19 protein-coding genes are annotated in these 20,261 nt (G+C 61.8%); 10 read left to right on the plus strand and 9 right to left on the minus strand.

Going from position 1 to position 20,261, the window contains the following annotated elements:
- Positions 1-27: 27 nt before the first annotated feature.
- From NKI20_RS18365 to NKI20_RS18375, 3 genes are read right to left on the minus strand one after another with little or no spacing between them, the layout of a single operon-like run.
- On the minus strand, positions 28-1,569 hold the full coding sequence (locus NKI20_RS18365) for a SpoVR family protein (protein ID WP_352832740.1): 1,542 nt from the start codon (positions 1,567-1,569) through the stop codon (positions 28-30).
- A gap of 9 nt (positions 1,570-1,578) precedes the next feature.
- The gene (locus tag NKI20_RS18370; RefSeq protein WP_352486365.1) at positions 1,579-2,889 is read right to left on the minus strand and encodes a YeaH/YhbH family protein; all 1,311 of its coding nucleotides are present in this window, start codon (positions 2,887-2,889) and stop codon (positions 1,579-1,581) included.
- An 18-nt stretch (positions 2,890-2,907) separates the two neighbouring features.
- The gene (locus tag NKI20_RS18375) at positions 2,908-4,857 is read right to left on the minus strand and encodes a PrkA family serine protein kinase (RefSeq protein ID WP_023757267.1); all 1,950 of its coding nucleotides are present in this window, start codon (positions 4,855-4,857) and stop codon (positions 2,908-2,910) included.
- Between the two features lie 440 nt (positions 4,858-5,297).
- Between NKI20_RS18375 and NKI20_RS18380 the strand changes: the two genes are divergently transcribed.
- Positions 5,298-6,104, plus strand: coding sequence for an alpha/beta hydrolase (locus NKI20_RS18380; RefSeq protein WP_352832744.1), 807 nt, complete (start codon positions 5,298-5,300; stop codon positions 6,102-6,104).
- A gap of 145 nt (positions 6,105-6,249) precedes the next feature.
- Here NKI20_RS18380 and NKI20_RS18385 read toward each other — a convergent pair whose 3' ends face one another.
- Entirely contained in the window at positions 6,250-6,552 is a 303-nt protein-coding gene (locus tag NKI20_RS18385; protein WP_023757265.1) for a BolA family protein, read from the minus strand.
- 191 nt (positions 6,553-6,743) lie between these two features.
- Here NKI20_RS18385 and NKI20_RS18390 point away from each other — a divergent pair, with 191 nt between their 5' ends.
- The 4 genes from NKI20_RS18390 to NKI20_RS18405 all read left to right on the plus strand — a co-directional run bounded on the left by NKI20_RS18390 (position 6,744) and on the right by NKI20_RS18405 (position 11,410).
- Positions 6,744-7,364 (plus strand): J domain-containing protein, encoded by a 621-nt coding sequence (locus NKI20_RS18390; RefSeq protein WP_023757264.1) that lies wholly within the window; start codon positions 6,744-6,746, stop codon positions 7,362-7,364.
- A 123-nt stretch (positions 7,365-7,487) separates the two neighbouring features.
- Entirely contained in the window at positions 7,488-8,474 is a 987-nt protein-coding gene (gene cobS / locus NKI20_RS18395; protein WP_023757263.1) for a cobaltochelatase subunit CobS, read from the plus strand.
- Between the two features lie 12 nt (positions 8,475-8,486).
- Positions 8,487-10,385 (plus strand): cobaltochelatase subunit CobT, encoded by a 1,899-nt coding sequence (gene cobT / locus NKI20_RS18400; protein WP_352727856.1) that lies wholly within the window; start codon positions 8,487-8,489, stop codon positions 10,383-10,385.
- Complete coding sequence (locus tag NKI20_RS18405) at positions 10,382-11,410, plus strand: esterase-like activity of phytase family protein (RefSeq protein ID WP_352832749.1); 1,029 nt, start codon at positions 10,382-10,384, stop codon at positions 11,408-11,410. Before cobT ends, NKI20_RS18405 begins: the two co-directional genes overlap by 4 nt.
- 43 nt (positions 11,411-11,453) lie before the next feature.
- Here the strand turns inward: NKI20_RS18405 and NKI20_RS18410 are convergent, their stop codons facing one another.
- The 3 genes from NKI20_RS18410 to rpmB form a co-directional block, all read right to left on the minus strand.
- Positions 11,454-12,134, minus strand: a complete 681-nt coding sequence (locus NKI20_RS18410; protein ID WP_352832751.1) for a spermine/spermidine synthase domain-containing protein — start codon at positions 12,132-12,134, stop codon at positions 11,454-11,456.
- A 59-nt stretch (positions 12,135-12,193) separates the two neighbouring features.
- Complete coding sequence (locus NKI20_RS18415; RefSeq protein WP_352832754.1) at positions 12,194-12,874, minus strand: queuosine precursor transporter; 681 nt, start codon at positions 12,872-12,874, stop codon at positions 12,194-12,196.
- Positions 12,875-13,033: 159 nt separating this feature from the next.
- A complete protein-coding gene (gene rpmB / locus NKI20_RS18420; RefSeq protein WP_023757258.1) occupies positions 13,034-13,330 on the minus strand; it encodes a 50S ribosomal protein L28 in 297 nt (98 codons plus the stop codon).
- A gap of 255 nt (positions 13,331-13,585) precedes the next feature.
- On the opposite strand from rpmB, the gene NKI20_RS18425 reads away from it, so the two are divergent.
- From NKI20_RS18425 to NKI20_RS18435, 3 genes are read left to right on the plus strand one after another with little or no spacing between them, the layout of a single operon-like run.
- Entirely contained in the window at positions 13,586-14,374 is a 789-nt protein-coding gene (locus tag NKI20_RS18425) for a DUF3108 domain-containing protein (RefSeq protein ID WP_352832758.1), read from the plus strand.
- Positions 14,375-14,407: 33 nt separating this feature from the next.
- Entirely contained in the window at positions 14,408-15,343 is a 936-nt protein-coding gene (gene yddG / locus NKI20_RS18430; protein WP_352832760.1) for an aromatic amino acid exporter YddG, read from the plus strand.
- The gene (locus NKI20_RS18435) at positions 15,340-16,014 is read left to right on the plus strand and encodes a lysoplasmalogenase (protein ID WP_352832763.1); all 675 of its coding nucleotides are present in this window, start codon (positions 15,340-15,342) and stop codon (positions 16,012-16,014) included. Before yddG ends, NKI20_RS18435 begins: the two co-directional genes overlap by 4 nt.
- A gap of 13 nt (positions 16,015-16,027) precedes the next feature.
- Here NKI20_RS18435 and NKI20_RS18440 read toward each other — a convergent pair whose 3' ends face one another.
- Positions 16,028-16,456 (minus strand): cupin domain-containing protein, encoded by a 429-nt coding sequence (locus NKI20_RS18440; protein ID WP_352832765.1) that lies wholly within the window; start codon positions 16,454-16,456, stop codon positions 16,028-16,030.
- 23 nt (positions 16,457-16,479) lie between these two features.
- Positions 16,480-17,247 (minus strand): hydroxyacylglutathione hydrolase, encoded by a 768-nt coding sequence (gene gloB, locus NKI20_RS18445; RefSeq protein WP_352832767.1) that lies wholly within the window; start codon positions 17,245-17,247, stop codon positions 16,480-16,482.
- A gap of 107 nt (positions 17,248-17,354) precedes the next feature.
- On the opposite strand from gloB, the gene NKI20_RS18450 reads away from it, so the two are divergent.
- Together NKI20_RS18450 and NKI20_RS18455 are read left to right on the plus strand one after the other, a co-directional pair.
- The gene (locus tag NKI20_RS18450) at positions 17,355-18,143 is read left to right on the plus strand and encodes a class I SAM-dependent methyltransferase (protein ID WP_352832769.1); all 789 of its coding nucleotides are present in this window, start codon (positions 17,355-17,357) and stop codon (positions 18,141-18,143) included.
- Positions 18,144-18,282: 139 nt separating this feature from the next.
- Positions 18,283-20,109, plus strand: coding sequence for an ABC transporter ATP-binding protein/permease (locus NKI20_RS18455; RefSeq protein WP_352832772.1), 1,827 nt, complete (start codon positions 18,283-18,285; stop codon positions 20,107-20,109).
- The last annotated feature ends 152 nt before the right edge of the window (positions 20,110-20,261 follow it).

Raw genomic sequence — 20,261 nt, forward strand, 5'->3', positions numbered from 1 at the left:
ACGCCATGAAAACCAGCCCACGGAGCCTCATTCTGCGATCTGGCTCGTCGAGCGTTCGTGGATCGCCGCGCCCGTCTCAGCGTCGACGGCCGCCAAGCTGACCTCGTAACCCCAAAGCCTGCGGATGTGACGAAGCGTGGCGTCACGGCTGGCCTCCTCGAGAAGAATGCCGTTATTGACCTTGTGCTGCAGTCTCAAATGCCGGTCACCGAGCAGATCGACATCCATTACCTGGATGTCCGGTTGGTTCGCTCCGATCTCGTAGCTGTGGGCAAGCGCGGCGCGGACCTTGGCATAGCCGCGTTCGTTGTGGATCGAGGCTACCTCGAAATGCGGTTGGTCGGCAGCGTCGCCGAGCACGAAGAGCCGCCATTTCCGGATCAAACTCGGACTGAGATATTGACGGATAAAGGACTCGTCGCGGTGATCTGCCCAGGCGTCGAGCAGGACCTCTAGCCAGTTGCCGCGGCCGGCGAAGTCGGGAAACCAATCGCGGTCCTCGGCCGTCGGTTCGGTCGAAATGCGCTTGATGTCCTGCATCATATCGAGGCCGAGAGCGTAAGGGTTGATGCCCGAAAACCGCGGATCGTCGTAGGCCGGTTGGAAGACCACGTTGGAATGATTCCGCAGGATTTCCAGCATGGCGCCTTCACTGATCTGGCCGCGATCGTACAGCATGTTCATCAGCGTATAGTGGACGAAAGTGGCGCAGCCCTCGTTCATCACCTGCGTTTGCCGTTGTGGGTAGAAATATTGTGCTATGACGCGAACGATCCTGACGATCTCACGCTGCCAGGGCTCCAGGACCAGGCTGTTCTTTTCCAGGAAGTAAAGCAGGTTTTCCTCGGGAAGGTTGAGCGATTTCTTCCGCTCCGGGTCTTCTCTCTTGTCGTTAGCCTTTTGCTGCGACGGTGGCAGCGTACGCCACAGATCATTATAGGTTTGCTCTTCGTATTCGAGGCGCTCGCGAAGTCCTTCACGCTGCCGTTCCGACGACAGCTTCGGTGGCCGGTGATAGCGGAACACGCCTTGCGCCATCAGCGCATGGGCGGAATCAAGAACAGCCTCTACGGCGGCGAGGCCATGCCGCTCCTCGCAGCGGACAATATAGCCCTTGGCGAAATCCAGGTAGTTGAGGATCGCCCCGGCGTCCGTCCACTGCTTGAACAGCTGATTGTTCTTGAAGAAATGATTATGCCCGAGCGCAGCATGGGCCGTCACCAAGGCCTGCAGGGCCATGGTGTTTTCCTCCATCAGATAGACGATGCACGGATTGGAATTGATGACCAGTTCATAGGCAAGCCCTCGACCGCCCTTACGATAGAGCAGGTCGTGGTGGAGGAAATGTTTGCCGAAAGACCAGTGACGGTACATCAGTGGCATGCCGACCGATGAATAGGCGTCGAGCATCTGCTGGGACGAGATGATCTCCATCTGCACCGGGTAGGTGTCGAGATGAAGCTCTTCGATCGCGATTGCCTCGATCGTGTCATAGGTCCTCGACAATGTCTTGAAATCCCAATCGGACCCTGAAAAAAGCAGGCTGGATTTACCGGCTTGTCTGGCCATTGAATCCCCTCATGCAACCTTGAGGGAAGCCGGCTGTCTGCCGAAGAGTTGGCGAAAAACCGGGTAGATATCCGCGGGCGTGGCGATGCGGCTCATCTGGAAGTTCGACCATTTCAGGTCGATTTCGCTATAGGCACGCCATAGCGATGTCCCGTTTTCGGTCGAGCCGAAGATATGGGCTTCACGCTCGTCGATGATCTCGACATAGGCAAAATACTGGCACAACCGCATGAGCTTGCCGTTGAGCAATGCTATGCATCGCTCGGAATCGCCGCCGAAATTGTCACCGTCGGAGGCCTGGGCAGCGTAGATGTTCCACTCGTGGGCGGGGTAACGTGCATCAATAATTCGGTGCATTTCCTCCAGCGCGGTGGAAACGACAGTGCCGCCACTTTGCGTGTTGTAGAAAAATGTTTCCTCATCGACCTCCTGGGCCAGATGCGTGTGGCGGATGAAGACGATCTCGATGCGCTCGTAGCGCCGTTTCAAGAACAGGTGCAGCAGTACGAAGAAGCGCTTTGCCAGATCCTTTTCGCGTTCACCCATCGAGCCGGACACATCCATCAGGCAGAACATGACGGCATTGGCATTCGGCACAGGTCGGGGATCGAAGCGGTTGAAGCGGATGTCGACCGGATCGACATAGGCAATTCGCCTGCGCCGCCGCTCCAGCCGGTCAAGCTCCTCCCTCAATGCCGCAATGCGCTGGCGCGCCGCCACGCTGGATGGCACCAACTCAAGCGCGGCGATTTCCTTGAGGATCGCGTCCAACTCCTCCTGCTTAGGACGCCTCAGCGCAATGCGGCGGCCGTGGCTGTTACGCATGGTGCGCACAACATTGATGTTGGTCGGTGAGCCGGTGGCGGCGAAGCCAGCCCGGCGCGACTTGAATGCAAGGATCTCCTTGAGGTTGAGCTTGACCATATCTGGGAGTTCGAGATCCTCGAAAAAAAGATCGAGCACCTCTTCACGCGACAGCACGAAACGAAAGTCGTCTTCAGACGCTGTATTCCCCGCGGACGCCCCTCCCGCGCCGCCGCCGCCGGGCTTAGGGAGCAGATCTCCAGGAGAGAAATGCCTGTTGCCCGGCAGGATGTGCTGGCGCCTGCCGCTGTTGCGGGCGTTGTTGAAACTCGGTTCGTCAGTGCCGCTCTCCGGCATGGGCACAGCGTGCTCGGCATCGGCGTCGGCGATCCTGCCGGTGCGGATCTGATCGCGTATGCTCCGCTTCAGTTCCTCGCGTGCACGCCTGAGAAAGCGCTGGCGATTGCCGAGGCTCTTGTCCTTCGGGTTCAGGCGACGGTCGATGAAGATCGGCATGGAACCACCCGGGCTCTCTCAACCCGCCCTGTTCACCCGCATGTACCAGTCCACAAGGCGACGCACCTGCCGCTGGGTGTAGCCGCGCTCGACCATGCGCTGCACGAATTCATTGTGCCGCTTTTCCGTGACGCTATCCTGCTTGGAGCCGAAGCTGATCACCGGCAGAAGGTCCTCGACCTGGCCGAACATGCGCTTCTCGATGACTTCCCGCAGCTTTTCGTAACTTGTCCACGCCGGGTTGCGGCCATGGTTTCTCGCACGGGCGCGCAATGTGAACTTCACCACCTCGTTGCGGAAGTCCTTGGGATTGGCAATGCCGGCCGGTTTTTCGACCTGCGACAGTTCATTGTCCAGAACCTCGCGGTTGAGGATTTGACCGGTGTCGGGATCCTTATAGTCCTGATCCTCGATCCAGGCATCGGCATAGGCGATGTAGCGATCGAAAAGGTTCTGGCCGTACTCGCTGTACGATTCCAGATAGGCCTTCTGGATTTCGTGGCCGATAAACTCGGCATACCGCGCCGCCAGCTCGGACTTGATGAATTCCAGGTAGTCCGCTTCCGTCTCCTTCGGAAACTGTTCGCGTTTGATTGCCTCCTCGAGGATGTACATGAGATGTACGGGGTCGGCAGCCACCTCCTCGGTGTCATAGTTGAAGGTCTGCGACAGGATCTTGAAGGCAAAGCGCGTGCTGACGCCGGCCATGCCCTCGTCGACGCCGGCGGCATCGCGATATTCCTGAACCGGTTTCGCCTTTGGATCGATTTCTTTGAGGTTCTCGCCGTCATAGGCGCGCATCTTGGTGTAGAGCGGCGAATTGTCGTGCTTGGCCAAGCGGGTCGAGACGGTAAATCGGCTGAGAATGTCCAGCACCTCGGGGGCACAGGAACTGTTGGCCAATTCGCTCTCCCGCAGCAGCTTTTCGTAGATATGTTTCTCTTCAGTTATCCGCAGACAATACGGCACCTTGACCACGAGGATGCGATCGAGGAAAGCCTCGTTGTTCTTGTTGTTCTTGAACTGCTGCCATTCCGACTCGTTGGAATGGGCCACGATGATGCCTTGATAGGGGAAGGCACCGAAATTCTCGGTACCGTTGTAGCTGCCCTCCTGGGTCGCGGTCAGCAGCGGATGCAGGACCTTGATGGGCGCCTTGAACATTTCGACGAACTCGAGCAGGCCCTGGGTGGTTCGGTTCAGTCCACCACTGTATGAATACGCGTCCGGATCGGACTGGCTGAAATTTTCCAGTTGCCTGATATCGACTTTGCCGACCAGGGCCGAGACATCCTGATTGTTCTCGTCGCCAGGCTCCGTCTTGGCGATGGCGACCTGGCGCAGCCGCGAAGGCTTCAACTTGACCACGCTGAATTTCGAAATGTCGCCGGACAATTCGTCAAGTCGCTTGGCCGCCCAGGGTGAGATGAGCCCATTGAGACGGCGCCGGGCTATCCCGTATTTATCTTCCAGCAGGTCGCCCATGCGATCGGGATTGAAAAGGCCGAGTGGCGATTCGAAAACCGGACTGACCTGGTTGCCGGCCTTCAGCGTGTAGATCGGGCGTTCCTCCATCAGTCTCTTCAGCCGTTCGGCCAGAGAGGATTTGCCGCCGCCGACAGGGCCGAGGAGGTAGAGGATCTGTTTGCGCTCCTCGAGTCCCTGGGAGGCATAGCGGAAATATCCGGCAATGCGCTCGATCGTATCCTCCATGCCGTAGAAGTCGGAGAAGGATGGATAGATCTTGACGGTGCGGTTCGAGAAAATGCGGCCTAGTCGCTCGTCCTTGCTGGTGTCGATCAGGTTAGGCTCGCCGATTGCCTCGACCATCCGTTCAGGCGCCGAGGCATACATCGATTTGTCCTCCCGGCAGGCAAGTAGGTACTGCTGGAGACTGATTTCCTCCTGGCCCTCGTTCGCATAAATCTCCGAAAACAGGTCGAAGACGTCGGACTGATTCTCGCGCATGATATTCCGCCCTCAAAGCCGTTCTGGCTGCCGGATGGTTCCTCAATCTATTCAACTATCGGAGTGCGTTGTGGTTCCCATCACATGAAGGAGAGAACGTGCGCCTGGCATCGGCGCGGAACAGCACCCGATGTGATTGGAATGCGTATCCAACAACTTAGGGTGGTGATGGTCGGCTGAGGCGTCAAGGACAAAAATTGATTTCGTGAACTGAACCGCGAGCGCAATGCATTTGGTGTGGCGTGACCTGTGGCCCGATACGGGTTCGATGAGCCTGATCGATCTGGTCTCCTCTACAGCGGATGAGCGTCCAAAAAGGTTGAGAGCCCATTCGCGGTTCGGATCGATGGTCGATCGCCGAACCGGATCCATGTGCCATACTCAACTGGACGCTTGTGCCGCCCGCTGGCACTCTTGGTCGACATGGTCGGGAGACCACGATGATCGATCGACGAAGCTTCATTCTGGCTTCTGTGGCGGCGATGCTGCCATTGGGAGCATCGGCCGTGTGGCACTTGCGCCAACCGGTGCCAAGAACTTTCGACTACGGGCCAGCTAAGCTCGACATCTATGCGCCTGATGACGCCACCGGCATGCCGGTCGTGTTCTTCGCCCATGGCGGCACCTGGCAATTCGGCAAACGCAGCCAGGTCAACGCCAAGCCGGCTTTCCTGCTGGCCAATGGCTTCTGCTTCGTTTCCATCGATTACCGCATGTTGCCTGAGGCCGGTGTCGCCACCCAGGCCGGTGACGTCGAAAAGGCCTATGCCTATATCAGAGCCAACATCGCCCAGCATGGCGGCGACCCCAAGCGCATTGTCGGCATGGGTCATTCGGCCGGCTGTCATCTGATTGCACTGAGCGGCATGCGCGGCGGGTTGCCGGACGTCGCTGCCTTGCTTCTCGATGACACCCGTGCCTACGATCTTGCAGCGCTCGCCAGGAATGGCGGCATGGTCCGGGCCTATGCTCGGGTCTTTTCCGACCCCTCGCAATGGGCCGCACTTTCACCGGCCAGCTACGTCGACGGCCGCAAGCATCCGCCGACCTTCATCGCCTATTCGCGAGCGCCAGGCCGTGGCGAAGCCTCGAAGACTTTTGCCGAACGCCTGCGCGCCACCGGCACCGAGGTCACCCTGTTCGACGGCAGCGCCTATACGCACATGTCGATCAATCGCGATTTCGGCGAGGACGGCGACGCGCTGACCGCGGCCGCGCTGGCATTCCTGAAATCGACGGTCGGCTGATCGAGGCTCGTGCGTCAGACTAGCTGCTGGATCAGACCACGTGCGAACGGCTCGGCGCATTGCTGGACAGCGCGCTATCTCAACCCGGACCGTTTCTGTTCGAGGTGGGCTCTGAGCGCGGCGAAAAGCGGGCGGCGGAACCGAGCTACCAGCGGGTCTTTTCGCCGGGCGCCGCCGGTTCGATTGCCAGCGCATGCACGCCGGCCTTCAACTCGTCGGCAAGCAGTTCGTTGACGGCGCGATGGCGGTCGATGCGGCTCATGCCGGCAAAGGCGGATGAGACGACGCGCACGCGAAAATGCGTCTCTCCTGTGCCGTCATAGGCGCCATGATGGTCGGAGCCGTGGTGATGGTGGCCGGCATGGAGATGGCTCTCGTTGATGATGACCAGCCGGTCCGGCGAAAACGCCTTGTTGAGCTTGTCTTCCATGGTCGTCTGTATGGACATCGCCGTATTCCTTCACCACATATGGCCGGCATATCTGCCCGCAAAAACCGGAATCGGTCTGCGCAAAAGCCGCTGCCGCTCAACAAAATCCGCCATTCGCCTGTTTTATGCCGCGATTCAGCGGTTAGGGCGATCATCGCGAAAATGTCAATTCTTGTTTCGCATCTGCGAACGCCCCATAAATTGGTAAGATGAAGCCGTACCCCAAATATTTCGAGAAGATTCGCGTCCGCCCCGACAAGGACGCGGAGCTGAAGTCGCACTCGCCGATCTGCCAGTGGGACGGCTGCAAGGAGGCGGGCACACATCGCGCGCCGGTCGGGCGGATGAAGGAAGGCGAGTATTTCCGCTTCTGCTTCGACCATGTGCGCGAATACAACAAGGGCTTCAACTATTTCTCCGGCGTGCCGGACACCGAGGTCGCGCGTTTCCAGAAGGAAGCGATGACCGGCCATCGGCCGACCTGGAAGATGGGCGCCAACGGTGCCTCGACGCGGTCGTCGCCCGATATGGCGCAGATGCGTTCCGGCCGCGCCGGCTACTACAATCGCATGCGCGACCCCTTCGACCTGTTCAAGGGGCCGAAGGATCCGCGCGAGGCGCGCGAGCGCAAGGCCAAGCCGCTTGAGGCCAAGGCGCTGGAAACGCTTGGCCTTGATACAAAGGCGACTGGCAAGGAAATCAAGGCGCGCTATAAGGAACTGGTGAAACTCCACCATCCGGATGCGAATGGTGGCGACAGAGGTTCGGAAGACCGGTTCCGCGATGTGCTGCAGGCCTATCGCGTGCTCAAACAGGCGGGCCTGTGCTGAGCGACCATACGGTTCGCGTCGTTTTCCAACTTTCATAAGGTTGGAAAAGGCTCTAAGACCGCCCCCGGACAAAATCGATTGCCGGCGAAATCAGGCTTTTCGCCCGTGGAGACGTTGAGAGATATGAACAAGGTCGATCGCGACATCGCCAACCTGCCCGACACGACGGTGTCGGTGAAGGAGAAATTCGGTTTCGAGTCCAAGATGGTGGTGCCGGCCTATTCGGTGACATCAGAGCATGTGCCCGACATCGACCCGGACTATCTCTTCGACAAGAACACGACGATGGCGATCCTGGCGGGCTTTGCCTATAACCGCCGAGTCATGGTGTCGGGCTATCACGGCACCGGCAAGTCGACCCATATCGAACAGGTCGCCGCCCGCCTCAACTGGCCCTGCGTGCGCGTGAACCTCGACAGCCATGTCAGCCGTATCGATCTCGTCGGCAAGGACGCGATCGTCGTCAAGGACGGGCTGCAGATCACGGAATTCCGCGACGGCATCCTACCCTGGGCCTACCAGCACAATGTCGCGCTATGCTTTGACGAATATGACGCCGGCCGTCCGGACGTGATGTTCGTCATCCAGCGCGTGCTGGAATCGTCGGGCCGGCTGACGCTGCTCGATCAGAGCCGGGTCATCCGTCCGCATCCGGCGTTCCGGCTGTTCTCGACCGCCAACACGGTCGGCCTCGGCGACACCACCGGCCTCTATCACGGCACCCAGCAGATCAACCAGGCGCAGATGGACCGCTGGTCGATCGTCACCACGCTGAACTACCTGCCGCACGACAATGAGGTTGCCATCGTGCTGGCCAAGGCCAAGCACTATCGCGACGGCAAGGGCAAGGAAATCGTCAACAAGATGGTGCGCGTCGCCGACATGACGCGCTCGGCGTTCATCAATGGCGATCTCTCGACGGTGATGAGCCCACGTACCGTGATCACCTGGGCCGAAAATGCCGAGATCTTCGGCAATATCGGCATGGCGTTCCGCCTGACCTTTCTCAACAAATGCGATGAGCTGGAGCGTTCGTTGGTGGCCGAGTTCTATCAACGTGCTTTTGGGGAGGATCTGCCCGAGAGCGCCGCGAACGTGGTGCTGGGCTAAAGCAGAGTCTCGATGGCGGGTCCGGGCGACAACACGCGCAACAAGTCGAAGACGGGGTCTGAAGCCGACAGCTTCAAGCGCGCCGTCACCGTCTGCATGCGCGCCATTGCCGGCGACAAGGAGCTTGAAGTCGGTTTCGCCAAGGATAGGCCGGCACTCGCCGGCAGCCGCGCGCGCCTGCCCGAACTGCCGAAGAAGGCTTCGAAGACCGACATCGCGATCACCCGCGGCCTCGGTGATTCGATGGCGCTGAAGCGCGCCTGCCACGATGTGCGCATCCACACCAAGCTTGCGCCGGATGGCAAGGCGGCCCGCGCCATCTATGACGCGGTCGAGCAGGCCCGTGTCGAGGCGATCGGCTCACGTGCCATGCAAGGCGTCGCCGACAATATCGGCTCGATGCTGGAGGACAAATACGCCAAGGCCAATCTCGTCGACGTGAGGGACAAGGCCGACGCGCCGATCGAGGAAGCACTTGCGCTCATGGTGCGCGAGAAGCTGACCGGTCGGCCGATCCCGAAGAGCGGCCAGCGGCTGGTCGAACTCTGGCGGCCCTGGGTCGAGGAAAAGGCCAAGTCGGATCTCGACGGACTTTCCGCCAAGCTCGGCGACCAGCAGGCTTTCGCCCGCGTCGTGCGCGAGATGCTCGCCTCCATGGAAATGGCCGAGGAACTCGGCGACGAGCAGGAGACGGAAGACTCCGAGGACAATGACGACAACCAGCCGCAAGGCGACGAGCAAAGCGAGGAGGGCGGCGAAGAGGATTCGGGCTCCGAGCAGTCGCAGTCCGAGGATGCCGAGGCTTCGGCCGATGACGAGCAATCGGCCGAGACGGAAGCGTCCGATGCCACCGCCGACGATCTGTCCGACGATGACGATGCGGACGCCGAGACGCCCGGCGAGGCGCGCCGCAACGACAACCCCTTCACCAATCTGCCGAAGGAAATCGACTACAAGGTCTTCACCACCGCTTTCGACGAGACGGTCGGTGCCGAGGAACTTTGCGAAGAAGAAGAGCTCGACCGACTGCGCGCCTTCCTCGACAAGCAGCTTGCCAATCTGTCCGGCGTCGTCGGCCGCCTGGCCAACCGGCTGCAGCGCCGGCTGATGGCGCAGCAGAACCGCTCCTGGGATTTCGACCTGGAAGAGGGTTACCTCGACCCGGCGCGGCTGGTGCGCGTCGTCATCGATCCGATGCAGCCGCTGTCGTTCAAGCAGGAACGCGACACCAAATTCCGCGACACGGTGGTGACGCTGGTGCTCGACAATTCGGGCTCCATGCGCGGCCGGCCGATCACGGTCGCGGCCACCTGCGCCGACATATTGGCGCGCACGCTGGAACGTTGCGGCGTCTCGGTCGAGATCCTCGGCTTCACCACCCGGGCCTGGAAGGGCGGGCAGGCGCGCGAGAAGTGGCTGAAGGACGGCAAGCCGCCGAACCCCGGCCGGCTCAACGATCTGCGCCACATCATCTACAAATCCGCCGACCACCCATGGCGGCGGGCACGGCGCAATCTCGGCCTGATGATGCGCGAGGGCCTGCTCAAGGAAAACATCGACGGCGAGGCGCTGCTGTGGGCGCACAACCGGCTGATCGCCCGGCCGGAGCAGCGCAAGATTCTGATGATGATCTCGGACGGCGCGCCGGTCGACGATTCGACGCTGTCGGTCAATCCGGGCAATTATCTCGAGCGCCATCTGCGCGCTGTCATCGAGCTGATCGAGACGCGCTCGCCGGTGGAGCTGCTGGCCATCGGCATCGGCCACGACGTCACGCGCTATTATCGCCGCGCCGTCACCATCGTAGATGCCGAGGAACTGGCGGGCGCCATGACCGAGCAGCTGGCTTCGCTGTTCGCCGAGGAGAGCGCGAAGGATACGCGGCGCGGCGGTATGCGGCGCGCCGGATGATCTCTATGCACGGCGGCTTTCAGCAGACGATTTTCGCCGCCATCGCCCTGCTTTCCGGCGTGGCTTCGGCAGCAGCCGATTCTGCTGATTCCACCTCGGTCGAACCGGTCGAGGTCTCGGCTCGCCCGATTGCCGAATTCCAGATTGGCCATGCCGACAAGCAGTTCGGTACGCTCGAATTCGTCGGCGGGCTGGAGATGACCTCACCAACGCGCGATTTCGGCGCGCTGTCGGCGTTCCGGTTCCTGAAAGCCGGCGGCGACTTCATCGGCGTTGCCGATACCGGGTTCTGGTTCTTCGGCACGGTGGTTCGCGACGCCGACAAGCGGCCGTCCGGCATTCAGAATTTTCGCATGCAGCAGATGGTCGACGAGACCGGTCGGCCCATCGACAAGAAATGGGAGGTCGATGCGGAAGGTCTCGCGGTCAAAGACGGTGTTGCCACCGTCGGCTTCGAGCGCAACCACCGCGTCGCCCAGTTCAGGATCGACCCCAACGGCATGAAGGCGCCGTTCAGCCAGCTGGATTTCGTGGTTCCGGCCCAGGAATTGCGCCAGAATCGCGGCTTCGAGACCGTCACCCATGCCAATGCCAACGGCCAGCATGAGGGCGGGCTGGTCGTGGTCTCCGAGAAGAGCCTCGACAAGGCCGGCAACATCTATGCCGCCATCATCGAAGGGCCGCGCAAGGGCGTCTTCACCGTCAAGCGCAACGGCGATTTCGACATCGCCGACGGTGCCTTCCTGCCGGATGGCGACCTGCTGCTTCTGGAACGCAGTTTTTCGATGGCCAGGGGCGTCAAGATGCGGCTGCGGCGCATCTATGGCGAGAGCGTCGAGAAGGGCGCCGTCGCCGACGGGCCGGTGCTGCTGGAGGCCGACATGGGTTTTCAGATCGACAACATGGAAGGGCTCGACGTCTGGACGCGCGACGACGGTGCGCTGATGGTGTCGCTGATTTCCGACGACAACCACTCGATCCTGCAGCGCAACCTCTACCTGGAATTTATTCTCCACCAGGATTGAGCGCGCACCGGTCTGCGATCAATAGAGCTACGACGGCGTCCGGTCAGGTTCGTGAGCCATTGGTGGCTATCCAGATAACATGGCGCGCGCCTCGCTTGCCGTTGGCACGTGTGTTGACCTCGTCGACCGCGAAGCCGGCCTGCTTCAGCCGCCGCGTGAAGCCGCGGTCGGGGCCTTGCGACCACACCGCCAGCACGCCGCCCGGCTTGAGGGCTGTACGTGCGGTACGAAGGCCTGGCAGGCTGTAAAGCGCATCATTGGATTTGTGGACAATGCCTTCCGGGCCGTTGTCGACGTCGAGCAGGATGGCGTCCCAAGCCGCGGGGTCCGACTGTATCAACTGCCCGACATCGGTCCCGTGGATAATGACACGCGGATCGTCGAGACAGCCGCCAAAGATTTCGGTCATCGGGCCGCGTGCCCAGGCGACGACCGCCGGCACCAGCTCCGCGACGACAATGCTGGCATCATTGCCGAGTTCAGCGAGTACGGCGCGCAGCGTAAAGCCCATGCCAAGCCCACCGATCAGGACCCTTGGCCGCCGATGGCCGGCAATCCTCTGGCAGGATAGTTTTGCCAGCGCCTCCTCGGACCCGCTGAGACGGCTGTTCATCAGCTCGTTGGTGCCGAGCATGATCGAGAATTCCGAACCGCGCCGCTTGAGGCGAAGCTCCTGTGTGCCGTCCGGAGTCTTCGCAGAGTCTAGCTGGACCCAGGGAATCATGATCTTTGTCCGACCATGATCTTTTCCGAAAACCGCGTCCCACTTTTCGGGATCATGGTTTAAGCCGCGACTGCCGGCTGGCTCCAGCGGACAGCGAGCAGCCGGTAGGGGATCAATGCCACAACGGCGATGATCAGCTTCACACTGAGATCGCCGAGCGCCCACGAAATCCAGCGCATGGCGTCGACATGGAAGACGCCCATCAGCGGTGCTGTTTCGAGCGCAAAGCTGTCGTTCGGACCAGCGAAGGCAAACGCGGCCGAGAACGCGACGGTGAAGAATACGGCGGTATCGAACACGGATCCGACCAGCGTGCCGACGATTGGCGCGCGCCACCAGCTCTGCCGGCGCAGCCGGTTGAAGACGGTCACGTCGAGCAATTGCGCGGCAAGGAACGCAGCGCCGGACGCCGCCGCGATCCGCACCAGCCGGTCGGCGGCGGTCTCGAACTCGATCAGGCCGTGACGGAACAGGAAAGGCGGGACAAGGATCGAGCAGACCACTGCCGTCATGAAGCCGACAAAGACGATCCTGCGCGCCACGGTTGGCCCATAGCGGCGATTGGCGAGGTCGGTGACCAGGAAGGAGAACGGGTAGGTGAAGGCACCCCAGGTCAAAAGGTCGGCCAGCGAGAGGCCGCCGATCTGGCCCTGCATCGGGAACTGCACGAGAATGTTCGATGCCACGACGACAAGCGCCATGGCGGCCACGAATGGCAGGTATCGCGAGAAGGAAGTCATTTTTTTATCCTGGGTAATGGAACCAGCGGAGCGCATGCCGAAACCGGATCACGCTCGCTCGTATTTGAGCATCAGGTTGCCGAAACCTTGCGGGCTCGATCCGATGTTCAGGCCAACAAGAGGTTGGCCAGGGCGGTCGTCCCCCGCCTTTGAACGATATCAGGCGGCGACCTGCTCGGCGATCTTCTTGGCGATCTGCTTCTTCAACAGACGCGCACGCTGCGACAATTCCTTGACGTCGGCCTTGGCCAGGAAGGCATCGAGACCGCCGCGATGTTCGACCGAACGCAGCGCGTTGGCCGAAATGCGCAGGCGCACATTCTGGTTCAGCGCTTCCGAAATCAGCGTCACGTTGACGAGATTCGGCAGGAAGCGACGCTTGGTCTTGTTGTTGGCGTGGCTCACATTGTTGCCGGACATGACTGCCTTGGCAGTGAGTTCGCAGGTGCGGGACATGATTCTAACCTTCAGTTCTCGGGTCTGCCAAACATTCAAGCCCGCGCCGGGTGGCGCGCGGTTCTGGTCAGGCGGCCTTATGGAAAAGTTGGCGTTCCATAGTTGCATTTCGCCGAGGCGTCAAGCTCCGGCTTCCCCACGGATGCGCCCGGCATTTCATATTAAGGCCGGAATTCATCCTATAAGCGGTCTCATAGGGACATGCCAGACCGGAGTTGCCCGCCTCCGGCCGAAAATCAAGGACCGGATCCCGTCATGCTTCGTTCGTCTCTTGCCCTTGCCGCCCTGCTTGCGATTGCCTTGCCATCCGCCGCGTCCGCTGCCTCGCCACAGTCGTTCAAGGGAGAGTACACGGTCTCGTTTCTAGGCCTTTCGATAGCAAAATCAACGTTTTCCAGCCGCTATGAGAACGGCGCCTACGCGATCGAAGGCAGCGTCACCGCCGCGGGTCTGGCCAAGCTGTTCGACGACACGCGCGGCACGATCTCGTCGAAAGGCACGATTTCTGGCAAGAAGATGGTGCCGCAGGCGTTCCGTGCCGATTACACCTCTGGCAAGAAGGCATCGACGGTCGATATCCGCTTTGCAGATGGCGCGGTCACCTCGACGCAGGTTATCCCGGCGCCGGGCAAGCGCGACCCCAAGAGCTGGGTGCCGATCGGTGCCGGCGATTTGGTCTCGGTGCTCGATCCGATGGCGGCGACGGTGATCCATGCCGACAGTCTCGACCAAGTCTGCGGCCGCACGGTGAAGTTCTATGACGGCGAGATGCGTGCCGATCTGTCACTAACCTACGCTTCGAAGGGGACGATCTCGGTGCCGGGTTACAAGGGCGACACCATCACCTGCCGAATGGGTTTCGAGCCGGTGGCGGGCTATCGCAAGGGCCGCAAGGCGCTGAATTATCTTAAGAACCGCAGCCGCATGATGGTGACGTTTGCACCGCTCGGCCAAACCGGCGTATATGCGCCGATCCGCGCCACGGTGGGCACGCAGATCGGCACCTTGACCATCAGCGCCAGGCGTTTCGAGGCAGTACAGTAGGGCAGGCGCCATACGCGCGCCACTGGAGACGGAATGGGGCGCGCAACACTGATTGGCTTTTCGGCGGTCGCCATGTGGGCGTTGCTGGCGCTGCTCACCGATGGGTCGGGCCAAGTGCCGCCGTTCCTGCTTTCGGCGATCACCTTCTCGATCGGCACCGGGGTCGGGCTCATCGCGCGGCTTTTCATGCCGGCGCCCGACAAGAGCCAGAAAATACCGCTGCAGGTCTGGCTGATCGGCATCGCCGGCCTGTTCGGCTACCACTTCTTCTACTTCACCGCGCTGCGCAATGCGCCGGCGGTGGAGGCGAGCCTGATCGCTTATCTGTGGCCTTTGTTGATCGTGCTTGGCTCGGCGCTGATGCCAGGCGAGCGCCTGGCCTGGAACCATGTCGTCGGCGCGCTGCTCGGCCTTGCAGGTACCGTGCTGATCGTCACCAAGGGTGGTGGGCTGGCCTTCGATGCACGTTACACCTTCGGCTATGCCATGGCCGCCGTCTGCGCCGTGCTGTGGTCGTCTTATTCGCTGTTGTCGCGGCGCTTTCCGTCGGTGCCGACCAGCATCGTCACCTGGTTCTGCGCGGCGACCGCGGTGCTGTCGTTCGCCTGCCACTTGGCGCTGGAGCAAACGATTCTGCCTGACGGCGCCGGCCAGTGGCTGGCCGTGGTCGGCCTTGGCCTGATGCCGGTCGGAGCTGCCTTCTATGCCTGGGACATCGGCGTGAAGCGCGGCAACATCCAGGTGCTGGGTGCTGCAAGCTATGCCGCGCCACTGCTGTCGACGCTGGTGCTGATCGCAGCCGGCGCCGCCGAGCCGTCACTGCGCATTCTTGCCGCCTGCGTGCTCATCACCGGCGGCGCGGCTCTGGCGGCAAAGTCACTGTTTCTGCGCAAGCCCGCCGTGACAGAGAGGGGAGCGCGGGCATCCGAAAGCGGAGCCGGGGCATCCGAAGGCGGAGCCCGGGCATGACGATGCCGTTTGCCGGCGGCATCGACGCCAATGCCAACGCGACGCTGATCTTTTCGCTGGCTGCTGCGGTGATCTATGCCTTCACGCTCGGGATGCCGCCGACGCTCGCCCGCTCGGCGGCAAAGACGCTTGCCGTGGCGATGCTTGCCGTGCTGGCGGCAATGCAAGGCGGCCCATTGCTGCTGGTCGCAGCCCTTGCGCTCAGCGCTGTTGGCGACGCTTTTCTGTCGCGCGACGGCGAAAGGGCGTTTCTCGGCGGGCTCGCCAGTTTTCTTGTCGCCCACATTGTCTATGTCGTGCTGTTCCTGCGCAGCGGCGGCGGCTTGGAGTTGCTGGGCGCCGAATCGTGGCGTGGGGCGATCGCGCTGGCCATGGTGGTGTTTGCGATCGTCATGCTGGCGGCGCTGTGGCGGCGCGTCGGCCCCGGCCTTCGTGTCCCTATCACCGTCTATGTCGCTGCGATCCTCGCGATGGGTGTCTCGGCCCTGACGACAAGCAGCGTCTGGATCGTCGGCGGCGCCGTGTTGTTCATGGCATCGGACGGGATGCTCGCCACGGAGAAATTCCTGGTGGCCGCCATCTCGCCGCACCGCAGCTGGATGCGCTTTGCCGTCTGGTTACTCTACTACGCGGCCCAGCTCGCGATCACGCTAGGCTTCCTGCTAAATTAGGGTTCTTATTGAGTTAGGATTGTTTCGGTTGCCAGCCCGGCTCGGCCAGCTCAAACGCCGCAAACTCAAAGCCCGGTGCGACGGTGCAGCCGACCAGCGTCCATTCGCCCAGGCTGCGCGCCGATTGCCACCAGCCTGCGGGGACGACGATCTGCGGCCGCTCACCGGCTGCGAGATCGATGCCAAGCACCTGCTCGATAACGGCGCTGCCTTGTTCCCACATCGACAGCGCCAGCGGGGCACCGGCATGAAAATGCCAGACCTCGGCGGCGTCCTTGACCCGGTGCCAGGCAGACACCTGATGCCGTTCCAGCAGGAAATATATAGCGGTCGAATGGCCGCGCGCGCCGCCAGCGTCATCGCGAAAGGTCTCGGCGTACCAGCCGCCTTCCGGATGCGGCTTCAGGCCGAGCGTGGCGATGATTTCGGCGGAGCTGGTCATGGCTTCGACGATATCACCGGACTCTAGAAATTGTCCTTGCGCTTGCGGATTTCGGCAAAGACCTCGGCGTCCGAAGCTTTCTCCAGTCCAAGATGCTTGCGGATAGAAGGATCGTGCCAGCGCAGGAAGGGATTGGTCGACAGCTCCTCGCCGATCGTCGTCGGCAGCGTGGGCTTGTCGGCGGCGCGCAACGCCTCGATCTTGGCAGCGCGTTCTCTCAGCGCCGAGTTGGTCGGATCGACGGTCAGCGCGAAACGGGCGTTGGAGAGCGTGTATTCGTGGCCGCAATAGATGACCGTTTCAGCCGGAAGTGCCGCCAGCTTCTTCAGCGAATCGTACATGACCGGCGGCTTGCATTCGAACAGCCGCCCGCACCCCAGCGCAAACAGCGTGTCGGCGGTGAACGCCACTTTCGATCCAGGCAAATAGTAGGAGACGTGACCGGCAGTGTGGCCGGGCGTGGCGATCACCTCGATCTTTTCATCGCCAAGATGGAGAACCGAGCCGTCTTCGACCGTTTCGTCGATGCCGGGGATCTTGGCCTTTTCCGCTTCCGGGCCGATGATGCGCAGCTTGAAGCGCTCCTTCAGCGCCAAATTGGCCTCGACATGGTCGACATGATGATGCGTAGTCAGGATCATTGTCGGCGTCCAGCCGGTCCGTTTAAGCGCGGCCAGGATGGGCGCTTCCTCGGGCGCGTCGATGATCCCGGTTTGGCCGCTTTTGGGGTCGTGCACCAGAACGCCGAAATTGTCGCTGCGGCACATGAACTGTTCGATTTCGACCGGCATCGCATCTCTCCATTATCGCCGCAGACATAGGGCGCTAGCGGGCCGCTGTCATCCCGGTTATCGAGGCATTTATTGAAACCCGACGATATCACGGCTACATCCCTGCCATGCATTCCGACATCGTCGATCTTCGCTCCTTCTATTCGACAACACTCGGCCAGTTCGCCGAGCGTTCGATCACCATGGCGTTGTCGTCGATATGGGCAACCGTGCCCAACGAGCGGCTGGTCGGTCTCGGCTACACCTTGCCTTGGCTGGAGCGCTTCGGCTCCGATGCCGAGCGGGTCTTCGCCTTCATGCCGGCAACGCAGGGCGCCGTAGTCTGGCCGGCAACAGGGCCGACGGCGACGGCACTGGTCTTCGACGAGGAACTGCCGCTGGTCGATTCCTGCATCGACCGCATGCTGCTCGTCCACTCGCTCGAACATGTCGAGAACCCGCGTGAGACGCTGAACGAGATCTGGCGTGTGCTGTCGCCGGCGGGCCGGGTGGTCATCGTCGTCCCAAACCGGCGCGGCGTCTGGGCGCGCTTCGAGCACACGCCGTTCGGCAATGGCCGGCCTTTTTCGCGTGGACAGCTCACCGAATTGCTGCGCGAGGCGAATTTCACGCCCGCGTCCTGGTCCGATGCGCTGTTCTTCCCGCCATCGCGGCGGCGCTTCATGATGCAGTTCCACAATGTGCTTGAACGCGCCGGCCGGCGGCTGTGGCCGATCTTTTCCGGGGTCATCGTCGTCGAGGCGCAGAAGCGGCTCTATCAAGGCGTGCCGGTCGCCCAGCGCGCCTCGCGCCGCGTCTTCGTGCCCGTGCTGTCGCCGCATGGCGCCACCCGGCTTGGCCGTCGCAACGAGGTCGGGGATACCAAGTCATCGGTTGCGCGGGTGACGGCTTCGTGATCGGGGCAAGAGTGCCTGGCGTCGGTTCCCTGCCTATCTGTCGCAAGTGGAGTGACAGCGCACCTGGCAGTCCATTTGGACGACGGATGCCTGCAAGTCTCTCCAACCGGTTTCAGCACTGAACGCAAGGACCTCGGACATGGCTGATCAACCGGACTATGCCGCCATCGTCCAGCCGGTTGTGGTGGCGGTCGAAGCCAGCAGCCTGAGCGATCAGGTGGCGTCGATCAGGAGGGCGCTGGCGGGATCGCCGGTTCGCAAATGGTTGCTCTGGACAGCGGTCGGCATGATGGCCGTGATCATCGCAACGTCGATCGGCCAGGTTCTGCTCAACCGCTGGAATCAGCCTTTCTACGACGCGCTCGCGCGGCGCGACATGGCGGCCTTCCTGCACCAGCTTCTCGTCTTTGCGGCAATAGCCGGTGGACTTCTGGTGCTCAATATCGGCCAGACCTGGCTCAACCAGATGATCCGGCTGAAGCTGCGCGAGGCGCTGACGCTGGATCTGATCGACCAGTGGACGCGGCCCGCGCGCGCCTTCCGGCTGGCCAATGCCGGTGCCATCGGCGTCAATCCCGACCAGCGCATGCAGCAGGATGCGGCGCACCTCTCGGACCTGTCGACCGACCTCGGTGTCGGGCTGCTGCAGTCATGCATCCTGCTCGTGTCCTTCGTCGGCGTGCTGTGGGAGCTGTCCTCAGGCTTCGTGTTCCACATCGGCGGAACCGCACTGGCCATACCGGGCTACATGGTCTGGGCCGCCATTCTTTATGCCGGCACCGCCTCCTGGCTGAGCTGGCTGGTTGGACGCCCGCTCATCAGCCTGAACAGCGACCGCTACACACGTGAAGCCGAGCTGCGCTCCTCGATGGTGCGCGTCAACGAAAATGTCGATGCCATTGCGTTGTACCATGGCGAGCCCGATGCCAGGCGGCGGCTCGAACTCGATCTCGGCACGGTGCTAGGCGCCATGCGGCGCATCTACAGCGCACAGATCAATCTAGCCTGGGTAACCGACTCTTATGGCTGGATCACCGTCGTCGCGCCAATCCTGGTCGCCTCGCCGGTGTACTTCGCAGGTGATATCAGTTTTGGCGGACTGATGATGGCGGTCGGGGCTTTCAACCAGGTCCATTCGTCGCTGCGCTGGTTCATCAACAACATCGGCAGCATCGCCGATTGGCGCGCCACGCTGATGCGCGTCGCCGATTTCCGCATCGCTCTCGACGAAATCGATGTGCTCCACGACACGGAAAGGCGCATCGAGTTCGGCGACAACGCCAATGGCAACCTGACTTTCGAGAAGCTCGAAGTGGCCTCGCCGGAGGGCTGCACAAGGCTCGCGGACCAGCATGTCGAAATCCGTCCCGGCGAGCGCGTCATGGTCATCGGCGAGGCGGGCGCCGGCAAGACGCTGTTCTTTCGCGCCATTGCCGGCCTGTGGCCATGGGGAAGCGGGCGGATCGGCCTGCCGGCGGCAGAAACCCTCTTATTCGTGCCGCGCGTCCCTTATTTCCCGACCGGCACGTTGCGCGAGGTGCTTGATCACCCGAACGGACCCGCGCCGGCGAGTGACGCCGACATTTCGAAGGTGCTTGCAGAGGTCGGTCTTGAACGGCTGTCGTCGTCGCTCGACCGCGCCGGGCGATGGGACCACGAGCTGGGCGATGACGAACAGCGCTCGCTGGCCTTCGCCAGACTCGCGTTGCGGCAGCCGAAATGGGTGATCATCGATGAAGCACTGGATGCATTCGACGGCCCGTCGCTACGGCGAGTGCTGGCCATGCTCGAGAAGCGTTTGCCTGGGACTGCGATCCTCAACATTGGGCGCGGCCTGCACAACAATCAGTTCTTTCCGCGCGCGTTGACGATCGTCAAGGATACCGGCGCTCCAGCTCTGAAGCCCGCCCGCGTCAGGGCCGGCGCCATCGAACCGCCGCCAGTCGCTGCCCGCCGCAAGGCATAGACCGATGTTCATGTTCAGAGCGGTTGGGGGGTTTACCGGAACGGCCGCCCCGGGCAAACGGGTGGTTTTGAGGAGGGGGGAAACGGCTTTCGCGTTTTGCGGGAATTCAACGGGGCCAAGCGTTATTATGGCGGGGTAGCGCCCCCACCGTT

This window comes from Mesorhizobium sp. M0830, assembly GCF_040319965.1.
GTDB lineage: Bacteria > Pseudomonadota > Alphaproteobacteria > Rhizobiales > Rhizobiaceae > Mesorhizobium.

What these genes read in the sequence shown, in the direction of transcription:
- NKI20_RS18390 (WP_023757264.1), top strand. Translation starts at nt 6,744, where the DNA reads ATGAAGCCGTACCCCAAATATTTCGAGAAGATTCGCGTCCGCCCCGAC.
- NKI20_RS18375 (WP_023757267.1), bottom strand. Translation starts at nt 4,857, where the DNA reads ATGCGCGAGAATCAGTCCGACGTCTTCGACCTGTTTTCGGAGATTTAT.
- NKI20_RS18425 (WP_352832758.1), top strand. Translation starts at nt 13,586, where the DNA reads ATGCTTCGTTCGTCTCTTGCCCTTGCCGCCCTGCTTGCGATTGCCTTG.
- NKI20_RS18440 (WP_352832765.1), bottom strand. Translation starts at nt 16,456, where the DNA reads ATGACCAGCTCCGCCGAAATCATCGCCACGCTCGGCCTGAAGCCGCAT.
- gloB (WP_352832767.1), bottom strand. Translation starts at nt 17,247, where the DNA reads ATGCCGGTCGAAATCGAACAGTTCATGTGCCGCAGCGACAATTTCGGC.
- NKI20_RS18405 (WP_352832749.1), top strand. Translation starts at nt 10,382, where the DNA reads ATGATCTCTATGCACGGCGGCTTTCAGCAGACGATTTTCGCCGCCATC.
- rpmB (WP_023757258.1), bottom strand. Translation starts at nt 13,330, where the DNA reads ATGTCCCGCACCTGCGAACTCACTGCCAAGGCAGTCATGTCCGGCAAC.
- NKI20_RS18455 (WP_352832772.1), top strand. Translation starts at nt 18,283, where the DNA reads ATGGCTGATCAACCGGACTATGCCGCCATCGTCCAGCCGGTTGTGGTG.
- NKI20_RS18370 (WP_352486365.1), bottom strand. Translation starts at nt 2,889, where the DNA reads ATGCCGATCTTCATCGACCGTCGCCTGAACCCGAAGGACAAGAGCCTC.
- cobT (WP_352727856.1), top strand. Translation starts at nt 8,487, where the DNA reads ATGGCGGGTCCGGGCGACAACACGCGCAACAAGTCGAAGACGGGGTCT.
- cobS (WP_023757263.1), top strand. Translation starts at nt 7,488, where the DNA reads ATGAACAAGGTCGATCGCGACATCGCCAACCTGCCCGACACGACGGTG.
- yddG (WP_352832760.1), top strand. Translation starts at nt 14,408, where the DNA reads ATGGGGCGCGCAACACTGATTGGCTTTTCGGCGGTCGCCATGTGGGCG.
- NKI20_RS18365 (WP_352832740.1), bottom strand. Translation starts at nt 1,569, where the DNA reads ATGGCCAGACAAGCCGGTAAATCCAGCCTGCTTTTTTCAGGGTCCGAT.
- NKI20_RS18435 (WP_352832763.1), top strand. Translation starts at nt 15,340, where the DNA reads ATGACGATGCCGTTTGCCGGCGGCATCGACGCCAATGCCAACGCGACG.
- NKI20_RS18415 (WP_352832754.1), bottom strand. Translation starts at nt 12,874, where the DNA reads ATGACTTCCTTCTCGCGATACCTGCCATTCGTGGCCGCCATGGCGCTT.
- NKI20_RS18380 (WP_352832744.1), top strand. Translation starts at nt 5,298, where the DNA reads ATGATCGATCGACGAAGCTTCATTCTGGCTTCTGTGGCGGCGATGCTG.
- NKI20_RS18385 (WP_023757265.1), bottom strand. Translation starts at nt 6,552, where the DNA reads ATGTCCATACAGACGACCATGGAAGACAAGCTCAACAAGGCGTTTTCG.
- NKI20_RS18450 (WP_352832769.1), top strand. Translation starts at nt 17,355, where the DNA reads ATGCATTCCGACATCGTCGATCTTCGCTCCTTCTATTCGACAACACTC.
- NKI20_RS18410 (WP_352832751.1), bottom strand. Translation starts at nt 12,134, where the DNA reads ATGATTCCCTGGGTCCAGCTAGACTCTGCGAAGACTCCGGACGGCACA.